Here is a 12,580-nt window from a genome sequence, read left to right on the forward strand (position 1 = left end):
TATAATTATATTTTAATATTACGAAACCAAACCTCTAGAAATTACAATTCTTTGAATCTCTGAAGTACCTTCATAAATTTGGGTAATTTTAGAATCACGCATCATACGTTCCACATGATATTCACTTACATAACCATTACCACCATGAATTTGAACCGCTTCATTAGCTACTTCTAAAGCAATTTCAGACGCATATAATTTTGCCATAGCACCCGAATGTGCAATATCTTGTCCTAAGTCTTTTTCAGTTGCTGCTTTATGAATTAGTAATCTGGCACAGGTAATTTTCACATGCATGTCAGCTAATTTAAACGCAATGGCTTGATGTTGAAAAATAGGTTTTTTAAAAGCTACTCGTTCTTGTGAATATTTCAATGCTAATTCATAAGCCCCTTGAGCGATTCCTAATGCTTGAGAAGCTATCCCAATTCTACCTCCATTTAAAGTTGACATGGCAAAGGCAAAACCAAAACCATCTTCACCAATTCTATTTTCTTTTGGGACTTTTACATCATTAAATAATAGTGTATGCGTATCCGAACCACGAATTCCCATTTTCTTTTCTTTAGGCCCCACTTCAAAACCAGGCATCCCTTTTTCTACAATTAAAACATTAATTCCTTTATGCCCTTTTGAAACATCTGTTTGTGCCATTACTAAATAAGTAGAAGCTGTCCCTCCATTTGTGATCCAATTTTTAGTACCATTTAATAAATAATGGTCACCCATATCAATTGCAGTAGTCTTTTGCGAAGTCGCATCAGATCCAGCTTCAGGCTCGGACAAACAAAAAGCACCAATAACATCGCCTTTTGCTAAAGGTGTTAAATATTTAATTTTTTGTTCTTCCGAACCATATTTTTCTAAACCAGCACAAACTAATGAATTGTTTACAGACATAATTACCGCAGCAGAGGCATCCACTTTAGCAATTTCTTCCATGGCTAAAACATAAGAAACGCTATCTAATCCAGCACCTCCATATTTAGGATCTACCATCATTCCCATAAAACCAAGTTCCGCCATTTTCTTAACTTGCTCAGTTGGAAATTTTGAATGTTCATCTCTTTCAATAACACCAGGTAATAATTCTGTAACAGCAAAATCTCTTGCCGCTTGTTGAATCATTAATTGTTCTTCATTTAATTTAAAATCCATTATTTTACTATAGGTTAATTGAATATATCATAAAAATTTCGGTCAAATGTAGGTAAATAATATGAAATTTTCAATAAGAAATTGTATTTTTAACCCATGTTTAAGCACAACTATAACGTTATCGGCGTAATGTCAGGCACTTCATTAGATGGAGTAGATTTGGCGCATGTAAATTTTGAAATAAATAATAATAAATGGTCCTATCAAATATTTGAATGTGCTACTATTTCTTATTCTAATGAAATGATTTCAAAACTAAAAAATGGAATTCATTTTAGTAAGACTGAGCTTTCAGAGTTAAATATTGAATATACAAACTTACTTGGAAATATTATTTCAGAATTCATTGCCAAAAACAACCTTTCAAATCTTGATGCGGTTTGTTCGCACGGACATACTATCTTGCATCAGCCAGAAAATGGGTTCACCCTTCAGATTGGAAATTTACCCGAAATTGCAAAAATCACAAATGAAAAAGTAATTTGTAATTTTAGAGTACAAGATGTACTTTTTGGTGGACAAGGTGCGCCTTTAGTTCCAATTGGCGATAAAATTTTATTTTCCGAATTCGATTATTGTTTAAATTTAGGTGGTTTTTCAAATATTTCTTTTGAAAAAAATAACGAGCGAATTGCTTTTGACATTTCCCCTGTAAATACCGTTTTAAATTTTTATGCCAATACTTTCGGTCTAGAATATGACAATAAAGGTAAAATTTCGGAATCTGGAAATATAAATGCAGCATTATTTGACGAATTGAATACGTTAGATTTTTATCAAAAAGCCTATCCAAAATCTTTAGGGTTTGAATTTGTAAAAGAAACCGTTTTACCAATATTAGAAAGCTATTCTATTTCTACCGAAGACAAAATGCGAACATTTACAGAGCATATTGCCCTTCAAATTGGCAAAATATTACAACAAAAAACTGGAAGACTATTAATTACAGGTGGTGGCGTATACAACGAATTTTTAATCGAAAGAATAAAAAACTACTTACCAACTATTGATGTAATTATTCCGGATGAAGAAACCATACAATTTAAAGAAGCTTTAATTTTTGCCTTACTTGGCGTGCTAAAATTACGAAACGAAATTAACGTTTTAGCAAGTGTAACAGGTGCTACACATAATCATAGCTCAGGCGAAGTATTTTAACTAATAATTTCTCGCAATCATTTTTTACAATTATATTTGCAAAATAAATCAAAATCCTTAAATCAAAACATGAAAGATTTACTACATAAATTCGAAAATAAAGAACCAGAAATTGTATTCAATTGGAAAGATCCTGAAACAGAAGCAGAAGGTTGGACGGTCATAAATTCATTACGTGGTGGCGCCGCAGGTGGTGGTACCCGAATGAGAAAAGGATTAGATCAAAACGAAGTGCTTTCATTAGCTAAAACTATGGAAGTAAAATTTTCAGTTTCTGGTCCTGCGATTGGTGGCGCTAAATCTGGAATTAATTTCGATCCAGCAGATCCTAGAAAAAAAGGGGTTTTAGAGCGTTGGTACAAAGCGGTTTCTCCTTTATTGAAAAATTATTATGGCACGGGTGGCGATTTAAATGTAGATGAAATACACGAAGTAATCCCTATGACAGAAGAATGTGGTGTTTGGCATCCTCAAGAAGGCGTTTTTAATGGACATTTTAAACCAAGCGAAGCAGATAAAATCAATAGAATCGGACAATTACGCCAAGGTGTAATCAAAGTAATTGAAAATGGAGAATTTACTCCAGATTTATCTAAAAAATATACTGTTGCCGATATGATTACAGGCTATGGTGTTGCCGAAGCCGTGAAGCATTTTTACGGAATTTATGGCGGAAGTGTTGTAGGAAAAAAAGCCATTGTTCAAGGTTTTGGAAATGTAGGTTCTGCAGCCGCTTTTTATTTAGCTAAAATGGGAGCAAAAGTAGTTGGGATTATTGACAGAGATGGTGGTGTGCTTAACGAAAACGGATTTACATTTGAAGAAATTACAGAATTATTCAGAAATAAAGAGGGTAACAAATTGGTTTCTGACCAAATGATTCCATTTGCTGAAATCAATGATAAAATTTGGAAAATTGGCGCACATATTTTTGCTCCATGTGCCGCTTCAAGAATTGTTTCTAAAGACAATGTAGAAAATATGATTACAAATGGTTTAGAAGTTATTTCGTGTGGTGCTAACGTTCCTTTTGCAGACGCAGCAATTTTCTACGGACCAATTATGGAAGAAACAGACAATAAAGTAAGTTTAATTCCAGATTTTATTTCAAACTGTGGAATGGCAAGAGTTTTTGCTTACTTTATGGAGAAAAAAGTACAAATGACAGATGAAGCTATTTTTAAGGATGCTTCAGAAATTATAGGAAAAGCCATTCAAAAAACATTTGATGTAAATACTAGCAAGACTAACATTAGTGCTAGAGCCTATGAAATTGCTTTAAAACAATTAGTATAAAAATACCTTAATAATTAAAAACTAGGTTTAAACTAATTTGAACCTAGTTTTTTTTGTTTCAACAATTTTTATTACTTTTAATCGTTACTATAAAAAAACCTAAATGAGATCAATCATAAAATTATTAAAATTACTCTATGAGCAGGGTTATTTCACCTTGCTATTGTTAGTTGTTTTTATTGGTTCTGTTTGGTTGTTAGTCCACTTCTTAAAGAAATCAACACTTTCTGATTCAAATAAATCTATTATCATTACTACGCATTCTGTAGTCTGCATTATGCTTTTACTATTTTTTGTGCGATTTTGGCCTCCTTACGGAAAAACCCAAATGCTAATTGCACAAGGTGGTGGCGGAGGTGGCGTTACCCTAAATTATGGCGATACCGATTTTGGAAAAGGTGATGATTATTTAAATGAAACCTTAGAAGTAAATATGAAAGATGTAGCTTCAGAACCAGAAGAATCAACTCCTGAAGACATCTTAACTCAAGATAATGTAGGTGCCGATGTGCCTACTCCACCAAAATCAAAAAATAAACCTAAAGAGAAAAAGCCAACGGAAACCAAACCAGTAGAAACAGCTAAAACGCCTGTAAAAAAGACCAATAGTGCTTTAAGCAACATGATTAAAGGTAAAAATAAAGGTGGCGACGGAAATAGCAATTCTAATGGAAATCAAGGTTCCGCAAATGGCAATACGAATTCCAACGGCTACTATGGCGGTGGTGGTTCTGGCGGTGGAACAGGCGGTGGAAATGGAACAGGAAACGGCACGGGAACCGGAGCAGGAAATGGTTCTGGCTCAGGTGGCGGAAATGGAAGTGGTGGCAAAGGTGGTGCCAATTATAGTTTAGCTGGAAGAAGAAATATTAGTCAACCTGTAGTTGGTAACGAATGTAATTCTTTTGGAAAAGTAGTAATTGAGGTTACCGTTGATAAAGCTGGTAATACTATTGGAGTGTCTAATGGTAGAGGGACAACGGGAGATGCTTGCTTAATTGCTTTAGCTAAAAACTTTGCTCGAAAAACAAAATGGACACCAAGTGATACCGCTGCAGAAAAACAAGTAGGTACAATTACTTATAATTTTACTAATTAATATCTAATATAAAATTCAAATATAAATTAGATATGTGTATTATTAGATCGAAGCTATAAAATGAAACAGATAATTACAATTTTGACATTATTAATTTCTTGCTTTTCTTTTGGACAAAGTTCGAGAAGTGAATTGTCGAATTCAAAAATATATTTGAAAGCAACATATTTTAATAAAGTAAATAAAAATATAGGACTTCAAACAAGGACTGATTTAAAAGACACTCTAATAAGTAATATAAGTTATAGAAAATTCCTCACAGAAGATTTTACAGATTATTCTCAAAAAAGAGAAAGGAACATTTATTACGAAACTTTTGAAAACGGATTTTTTACATTACTTGACAATAAACTAAACTTAATTCATAATGTAAATTATAAAACTAACAAGGAACAAACTGCGACCCTTTTTGGTAAAAAAACATCAATTGATATAGAATTTATTGACACCCGAAATAATTTACCAAGAGATAGTCTAATTCCAACAGAAAAAACTCCACGAAAATATTTTAATAAAAAAAATAATGAAATTTACTTAATATTAATTTCAGATCTAAAAACTCTTGCTGTTCATAGTAATGGTGAATTTTATATAAAACAACTATTTGGAGACAATTATAATAGTATTAGTGATGGTCTTAAAAACAATTATCAAGCTTCAACAAAGTTTGAAATAAAAAAAGGAGATGAAATACAACTGTTTTATAGAAGAAAATGGTACAATGACACAACAAATGTGGCGGAATATGAGGACAAACAATTTAAGAACTTCAAATATGTTAGCGATACAATAACTGACAAAGGAAAATCTTTGGTAATGGAAGTTGAAGGCTATAATTATTTAAGTGGCTCAAAAGACAATTCGGAACAATTTTTAATCAATCTTACGGATAGTGGTTACTATTCAGGTTCTCAGTTTGTTCCATACAAGAACTTTTCAACCGAACTAAAAATCATAGATTTAGATAATGAAAAACATTTTTCACTTCAAGGAGTGGATAAAATTGAAGAAACTGAAAATTCACTTTACAAAATTATTCAAACAAAAAGCAATGACCATTACAGATACTATATTTTACCATTTTTCCCTGTGCCATATATAGAATTTGGAAATGTAGAAGGAATAATTACGTATTCTAAAATTAAAGGAATTGAGAAAGGCAAAAAAAGAGAAAGAACATTAATTACTGACAAAACAAATATTAGAGATATTATAAGTAAATCTAATTATGAAGTTGAAATTCAAATTTACTTTGCTGAAATAACAGACGTTGAATTTAAAATCAACGATTTGGAAACTGAAAAAGTACTAGGAACACAAAATGCAAAATCAAAAATAGGGCTGAACACCTTTTTGGTAAAATGCTCAAAACTTAGCAAAGACAAAGAATATGGTATTCAAATCAATTATTCTAGTAAAGAAAGTTCGGGTAGTTTTTCAAATAGTGTAAAAAACAAATATTGACAAAAAAAGGCAAAAATCAGCAGTTTCAAACAATTGCGAATTTTGTAGTAAGTTCACATTTAATTTTCGCAAGAGATATTATCTTTAATAAAAAATAAATAGTTCCGAAGTTAGCTGCAAAATATTAGGAATACCCAAATAAACCTTCTAAACTTTTAAACTTTTAAACTTAAACATTTATATTTGCATCACTATAAAAAACAAAACAGATGCAACATATAATTGACCGATTTATTGGATACGTTACAGTGGATACAGAATCGGATCCAGAATCTAACACTACTCCAAGCACAGCTAAACAATGGGATTTAGCAAACAAATTAGTTGAAGAGTTAAAACAAATAGGGTTGTCAGATGTTTCCATAGACGACAAATCTTATGTAATGGCAACTTTACCAAGTAATTTAGAGTATGAAGTACCTACAATTGGTTTTGTTTCGCATTTTGACACAACACCTGATTTTACTGGAAAAGATGTAAAACCACAAATTATTAGAAATTATGATGGTGGCGATATTGTTTTAAACGAAGAAAAAAACATCATTCTTTCTCCTTCTTACTTTAAAGATTTGTTACTATATAAAGGGCAAACTTTAATTACTACAGATGGTACTACGCTGCTTGGTGCAGACGATAAAGCAGGAATTACAGAAATAATGACTGCGATGGAATATTTAGTACAACACCCAGAAATTAAACACGGCGCTTTAAAAGTATGTTTTACACCAGATGAAGAAATTGGTCGTGGTGCAGATCATTTCGATGTAGAAAAATTTGGAGCAGATTGGGCATATACTATGGACGGAAGTCAAATTGGCGAGCTTGAATATGAAAATTTTAATGCGGCTGGTGTAAAAATAAAGTTCAAAGGAAAAAGTGTGCATCCTGGTTATGCCAAAGGAAAAATGATAAATTCTATGCTTTTAGCGAATAAATTTATTGCAAAATTACCGAAAGACGAAACGCCTGAAACAACAAAAAATTACGAAGGTTTTTATCACGTTACAAATATTCAAGGTAGTATTGAAGAAACTTTAGTGCAAGTAATAATTAGAGACCACAATCGTAAGAAATTTGAAAAACGAAAGGTGTATGTTGAAGAAGTAGTTTCGAAAATCAACAAGAAATACAAAAAACAATTTGGCGAAGCTATTGCCGTTTTAGAAATAAAAGATCAATATTATAACATGCGTGAAAAGGTAGAACCTGTAATGCATATCGTAAAACTTGCCGAACAAGCTATGAAAGAACTAGACATCAAACCACTAATTAAGCCTATTCGTGGAGGTACTGATGGTTCACGTTTATCATATATGGGATTACCTTGTCCAAATATTTTTGCTGGTGGTCACAATTTTCATGGTAAATATGAATATGTTCCTGTAGAAAGTATGCAAAAAGCGGTTGAAGTAATTGTGAAAATTGCAGAATTAAACGCGATTCAGAATAAGAAATAAATTACAACTTAAAAATTCCAAATCCTAAAATGGATGTAGCATAAAATAAAAATTCCAAATTCCACTGTTGTACAGTTTGGAATTTGGAATTTATTTTTTGTAATTTAAAACTATTTTTTTTCATTTAGTTTTAAACTCATTTCTGCAGAGATGGAACTTTTTTCGATTTTTAATTTACCCGACATGGTTTCCATAACAATTGTTGTTTCAGCAATTTCAGAAACTTTACCATGTATTCCAGCGATAGTAATAATTTTATCACCTGTTTTTAAATGGGTTAAAAATTCTTTTTCTAATTTAATTTTTTTGTTTTTAGGCATAATAATTAAGAAGTAAAATACTCCTATCATTAATACTAACTGTGCAATTAACATTGGATTCATATCGTTTTTATTTAGATTTTATACTTGCTTTTATACTAATAGTTTCAACAATTTTTGCTGTGTTACAGGTAATCATGACTGATTTTGTTACTTCACCAGACTTTCCGTTAGAATCAAATTTCACATGAATTGGCGCTGAATCTCCGGGCTTTATAGCTTCTTTTGTAACTTCAGGAACGGTACAACCACAAGAACCATGAGCTTCTAATACATACAAATCATTCTCACCTATATTTTTAATAGTAAAAGTAGTAGAGACTACTTCACCTTGTTTAATTTCACCAAAATCGTGAACCTCTTTATCAAATGCTACTTTCGTTTTTGGTGCATCAGCATTTTTTTGCACATTAAGCATTAAATTTTCTTCTGGTGAAATCTCTTTTTTACATGATAAAGTTATTAACATTGTAGTTACAACAAAAATTTTAATCGTGTTTTTCATATTCATTAAATTATAACAATCCTCTACCCGCTTTATTAATTTTATTTTCGGCTTGAAAATCTTTCACTAAATTATCTAAAATTCCGTTGATAAATATACTACTTTTTGGTGTAGAATATTCTTTAGCGATTTCTAAATATTCATTTAAGGTAACTTTTACTGGAATTGAAGGAAATTTTAACAATTCGCAAATGGCCATTTTAAGAATAATAGTATCTAATTCAGCAATCCGTTCCTTATCCCAATTTGGTGTTTTATTTTCAAATGCAGTAGCGAATTCTAATTCATTTAAAACTGTTTTTCTAAATAAATTTCTAACAAACTCTTTATCGTCTAAATCTTTAAAAACAACTGGTAATTCAATAGAATCATCAAAACTTTTTATCGATTTTATTTGCTTAGAAAGTAAGGTGTTAATTACAGGAATATCATCTACCCATGTAATTTTATAGTCTTCTAAATAATCGTAAAGTTTTTCATTTGGTGCAATTATCTCATTAAAAACATCGTAAATAAAGAAAATATCTTTCTTAAATTCTGAGGTTTCAACTGCCATATATCTTTTGTATAAATCGGAAGTTTTAATCGATTCTAATAGAAAAATAATACAATCGTCATTACGTTTCCAATTGTCAATTTTTCTCTCTTTTACTTTATCAAAAAAGGCAGTATGAGTTCCTAAAATTTTAAAAAAGCTATTATTTACAAACTTAAAGTTAGGATTTTGTTCTTCTTTTGTAGCCAGATGTTTTTTAGAAGCTAGTTCTAAATATGCTTTTTCTTTGAGTTGTAATTCATTGAAAATGGAAAGCATTACTAAATATAAATCTTGAGAATTTTCTATACTTTGAAATAAAAATTTTTCCTCTGTATCTAATGAATCTGATTCGTGTCTATGCATGGCATAGATGGTTTGCATCACTTTTACTCTAAAATGTCTTCTGTTAAGCATGGCTAAGAACTTTAAAAAAATTATCCCGAAATAATTATTGTTTTATTTCGGGACAAATTTACAATTTTTTATTTTAAAGAATTATTTGTTTTGTAATTCTTTTTTTCTGTCATCAATTCTTTTTTGAGCAATATTTAATGCTGCTTGATGTGTAGTAATATTTTGAATATCTGATAAGGTAAAGATATCCATTGCAGTGTTATAAATATTTTCTGTCTTTTCCATAACTTGTGCCGATGTTAAATTTGCCAACTCCGAATACACATTAATTACACCACCTGCATTAATTAAGAAATCGGGAGCGTATAAAATTCCTTTTTCTTTTAATAATTTGCCATGAATTACTTCATTAGCAAGTTGGTTATTAGCCGCCCCAGCAATTACTTTAGCTTGGATTTTGCTAATGGTTTCATCATTAATAGTTGCACCTAAAGCACATGGAGCATAAATATCAACATCTAAACTATATAAATCGTTTCCACTAAAAATTTTAGCACCATATTTTGAACCCACTTCCTGTAATCTATTTTCATTAATGTCAGAAATAGTTACAATTGCACCTTCATTAGTTAAATGTTGTACTAAAACTTCACCAACATGCCCAATTCCTTGTACTAAAACGCTTTTTCCAGCTAAAGTAGTTACTCCAAATTTATGCTTAGCAGCCGCTTTCATTCCCATAAAAACACCATATGCTGTAATTGGAGAAGGATTTCCAGAACCACCTTTACTTTCAGAAATTCCCGTAACGTACGGAGTTACTTCTCTAACGGTATCCATATCTTTAGTTTCCATTCCCACATCTTCGGCTGTAATATATTTTCCTGATAAAGAGTTCACATATTCTCCAAATTTCCTCATCAATTCAGGTGTTTTTTCAGTTTTGGCATCACCCATAATAACTGCTTTTCCACCACCTAAATTCAATCCAGAAATAGAAGATTTAAACGACATACCACGAGATAATCGTAACACATCATTTAATGCCTCCCACTCGTTTGCATAGTTCCACATTCTAGTACCACCAAGTGCAGGACCAAGAACAGTGTTATGAATTCCAATTATTGCTTTTAATCCTGTATCTTTGTCATTACAAAAAACAACTTGTTCGTGTCCGTCAAAAGAAATTTGACCAAAAACTGGATCTACTTTATGTAGTTCATTTGTATTTATAATATCTGCTATCATGTGTATATTTGACTTTTTATCAATAATAATGCGCAAAAATATGGATAAATTATATATAATTCTTGTTTTTTATTTTATTTTTACGAATACAATAATAATGCTTGATATACAATAAACTAAAAAAAAAGCATGTTTTTTTGACAAAATTACAATTACTTTAAATTACTTTACTTTAAATGAAAGAATTACAATATTTAAATAAATATTTCATAAAATATAAATATCACTTTTTGTTTGGAATAGTCATTACTATTGTAGCTCAAATATTTGCCTTATACACTCCGGAATTAGTTGGAAAATCTATAACTTTAATTGAATTATACTTAAAATCTGAAAATAAAAACACTTCATTACTAAAAAAAGATTTATTAGAAAATATAGTGCTAATATTAATTTGTACCCTAATTGCAGGTTTTTTGACTTTTTTAATGCGTCAATCCTTAATTGTAATGTCTCGTTATGTTGAATTTGATCTTAAAAATGAAATTTTCAATCACTACCAAAATCTTTCTCAAAATTTTTACAAAAAAAACAGAACAGGCGATTTAATGAATCGTATTAGTGAAGATGTTGGAAAAGTACGCATGTATGTAGGGCCAGCTGTTATGTATACAATAAACACATGTATCCGATTTGCAGCAATAATTATTAGTATGTCGGCAATAAATGTAAAACTAACGATTTATTGTTTGCTTCCGTTACCAATTTTATCCTATAGTATTTTTATTTTAAGTAAACGAATCAATAAAAAAAGTACGGAATATCAAGAAAACCTGTCTACATTATCTTCGTTTACCCAAGAATTTTTTTCAGGCATTAGAGTAATTAAGGCCTATGCACTTGAAAAAGATAGAAATAACGAATTTATCAAATTATCTAAAATTAGTAAAGAAAAGAACTTAGCCTTAGCCATGACAAATGCTTTATTCGGTCCTCTGATGATATTATTAATTGGATTAAGTTATTTAATTGTAATTTTTGTTGGCGGACAAATGTATGTTAGCGGTGAGATAAAAGATATTGGTGTAATTGCAAAGTTTTTATTATACATTGGAATGTTAGTCTGGCCAGTGGCTTCAATTGGATGGGTTTCTTCATTAGTCCAAGAAGCGGAAGCGTCACAAAAAAGAATTAATGAATTTTTAAAAGAACAACCTGAAATACAAAATAAAGGAACAATTACCACTCCAATTGAAGGGAAAATAATTTTTGAAAATGTAAATTACACTTATGATGACACCAATATAAAAGCGTTAACCGATATAAGCTTTACAATAAATAAAGGAGAAACCATTGCAATTTTAGGAAAAACAGGCGCTGGAAAGTCAACAATATTGTCATTATTAGCCCGAATTCATGACGTTGAAGGAATTTCTAAAATTAAAATTGATGACAAAGATTTAGCAGATTACGATTTATATCATTTAAGAAAAAGTATGAGTATCGTCACACAAGATCCGTTCTTGTTTTCGGATACCATAAAAAATAATATTAAATTCGGCAAAGAAGACGCAACTGATGAAGAAATTTTAGCTTCAGCAAAAATGGCAGTTGTAGATGATAATATTCAATTGTTTACTAATAAATATGAAACTATTTTAGGTGAAAGAGGAATTACTTTATCTGGCGGACAAAAACAGAGAATTTCTATTGCTAGAGCTATCATAAAAGACGCACCTATTTTAATTCTGGACGACTGTTTAAGTGCAGTAGATACTGAAACAGAAGGAAAAATTATTACCAATTTTAAAACTATTTTCAAAGGCAAAACCACTATTATTGTTACGCACCGAGCCGCTACGGCAAAAAATGCAAATAAAATTATAATTTTAGACGAAGGAAAAATTATTCAGGAAGGCACCCACGAAAGTTTAGTTAATGAAGATGGATTTTATAAAGATTTATTCATAAAACAACTTTCTGAAAAAGAAAATGCTTAAAAAATTGTTTTGTAATGTTTTTTTTTAGATTTTTGAAACACGA

General features: G+C 30.6%; 11 protein-coding genes. 6 read left to right on the plus strand and 5 right to left on the minus strand.

What is annotated here, in order from left to right; all coding sequences use genetic code 11:
- Nucleotides 1-18 precede the first annotated feature (18 nt).
- Nucleotides 19-1,158 carry an acyl-CoA dehydrogenase gene (locus ABWP60_RS03595; RefSeq protein WP_353148618.1) on the minus strand — a complete coding sequence of 380 codons (1,140 nt, stop codon included), beginning with the start codon at nt 1,156-1,158 and terminating at the stop codon, nt 19-21.
- Nucleotides 1,159-1,254: 96 nt separating this feature from the next.
- Here ABWP60_RS03595 and ABWP60_RS03600 point away from each other — a divergent pair, with 96 nt between their 5' ends.
- The 5 genes from ABWP60_RS03600 (at nt 1,255) to pepT (ending at nt 7,632) form a co-directional block, all read left to right on the plus strand.
- On the plus strand, nt 1,255-2,316 hold the full coding sequence (locus ABWP60_RS03600; protein ID WP_353148621.1) for an anhydro-N-acetylmuramic acid kinase: 1,062 nt from the start codon (nt 1,255-1,257) through the stop codon (nt 2,314-2,316).
- A gap of 69 nt (nt 2,317-2,385) precedes the next feature.
- Nucleotides 2,386-3,612 (plus strand): Glu/Leu/Phe/Val dehydrogenase dimerization domain-containing protein, encoded by a 1,227-nt coding sequence (locus tag ABWP60_RS03605; RefSeq protein WP_353148625.1) that lies wholly within the window; start codon nt 2,386-2,388, stop codon nt 3,610-3,612.
- A gap of 103 nt (nt 3,613-3,715) precedes the next feature.
- Nucleotides 3,716-4,711 (plus strand): energy transducer TonB, encoded by a 996-nt coding sequence (locus ABWP60_RS03610; RefSeq protein ID WP_353148628.1) that lies wholly within the window; start codon nt 3,716-3,718, stop codon nt 4,709-4,711.
- A gap of 60 nt (nt 4,712-4,771) precedes the next feature.
- Complete coding sequence (locus tag ABWP60_RS03615; RefSeq protein ID WP_353148631.1) at nt 4,772-6,175, plus strand: hypothetical protein; 1,404 nt, start codon at nt 4,772-4,774, stop codon at nt 6,173-6,175.
- A gap of 209 nt (nt 6,176-6,384) precedes the next feature.
- Entirely contained in the window at nt 6,385-7,632 is a 1,248-nt protein-coding gene (pepT, locus tag ABWP60_RS03620; RefSeq protein WP_353148634.1) for a peptidase T, read from the plus strand.
- Between the two features lie 110 nt (nt 7,633-7,742).
- On the opposite strand, the gene yajC is transcribed toward pepT, so the two are convergent.
- The 4 genes from yajC to ABWP60_RS03640 form a co-directional block, all read right to left on the minus strand.
- Nucleotides 7,743-8,015 (minus strand): preprotein translocase subunit YajC, encoded by a 273-nt coding sequence (gene yajC, locus ABWP60_RS03625; protein WP_353148636.1) that lies wholly within the window; start codon nt 8,013-8,015, stop codon nt 7,743-7,745.
- A gap of 7 nt (nt 8,016-8,022) precedes the next feature.
- Nucleotides 8,023-8,457: a DUF1573 domain-containing protein gene (locus ABWP60_RS03630; RefSeq protein WP_353148639.1), complete on the minus strand. Its 435-nt coding sequence runs from the start codon at nt 8,455-8,457 to the stop codon at nt 8,023-8,025.
- Between the two features lie 10 nt (nt 8,458-8,467).
- On the minus strand, nt 8,468-9,409 hold the full coding sequence (gene nusB, locus ABWP60_RS03635) for a transcription antitermination factor NusB (RefSeq protein WP_353148642.1): 942 nt from the start codon (nt 9,407-9,409) through the stop codon (nt 8,468-8,470).
- A gap of 81 nt (nt 9,410-9,490) precedes the next feature.
- A complete protein-coding gene (locus tag ABWP60_RS03640; protein ID WP_353148645.1) occupies nt 9,491-10,597 on the minus strand; it encodes a Glu/Leu/Phe/Val family dehydrogenase in 1,107 nt (368 codons plus the stop codon).
- 176 nt (nt 10,598-10,773) lie between these two features.
- Between ABWP60_RS03640 and ABWP60_RS03645 the strand changes: the two genes are divergently transcribed.
- On the plus strand, nt 10,774-12,537 hold the full coding sequence (locus ABWP60_RS03645) for an ABC transporter ATP-binding protein (RefSeq protein ID WP_353148648.1): 1,764 nt from the start codon (nt 10,774-10,776) through the stop codon (nt 12,535-12,537).
- Nucleotides 12,538-12,580: the final 43 nt, after the last annotated feature.

Source organism: Flavobacterium sp., assembly GCF_040402895.1.
Lineage (GTDB): Bacteria > Bacteroidota > Bacteroidia > Flavobacteriales > Flavobacteriaceae > Flavobacterium.

Excerpts from the sequence above, each read along its gene's own strand:
- ABWP60_RS03610 (WP_353148628.1), top strand. The coding sequence starts at position 3,716 with ATGAGATCAATCATAAAATTATTAAAATTACTCTATGAGCAGGGTTAT.
- yajC (WP_353148636.1), bottom strand. The coding sequence starts at position 8,015 with ATGAATCCAATGTTAATTGCACAGTTAGTATTAATGATAGGAGTATTT.
- ABWP60_RS03645 (WP_353148648.1), top strand. The coding sequence starts at position 10,774 with ATGAAAGAATTACAATATTTAAATAAATATTTCATAAAATATAAATAT.
- ABWP60_RS03615 (WP_353148631.1), top strand. The coding sequence starts at position 4,772 with ATGAAACAGATAATTACAATTTTGACATTATTAATTTCTTGCTTTTCT.
- pepT (WP_353148634.1), top strand. The coding sequence starts at position 6,385 with ATGCAACATATAATTGACCGATTTATTGGATACGTTACAGTGGATACA.
- ABWP60_RS03640 (WP_353148645.1), bottom strand. The coding sequence starts at position 10,597 with ATGATAGCAGATATTATAAATACAAATGAACTACATAAAGTAGATCCA.
- ABWP60_RS03605 (WP_353148625.1), top strand. The coding sequence starts at position 2,386 with ATGAAAGATTTACTACATAAATTCGAAAATAAAGAACCAGAAATTGTA.
- nusB (WP_353148642.1), bottom strand. The coding sequence starts at position 9,409 with ATGCTTAACAGAAGACATTTTAGAGTAAAAGTGATGCAAACCATCTAT.
- ABWP60_RS03630 (WP_353148639.1), bottom strand. The coding sequence starts at position 8,457 with ATGAAAAACACGATTAAAATTTTTGTTGTAACTACAATGTTAATAACT.
- ABWP60_RS03595 (WP_353148618.1), bottom strand. The coding sequence starts at position 1,158 with ATGGATTTTAAATTAAATGAAGAACAATTAATGATTCAACAAGCGGCA.
- ABWP60_RS03600 (WP_353148621.1), top strand. The coding sequence starts at position 1,255 with ATGTTTAAGCACAACTATAACGTTATCGGCGTAATGTCAGGCACTTCA.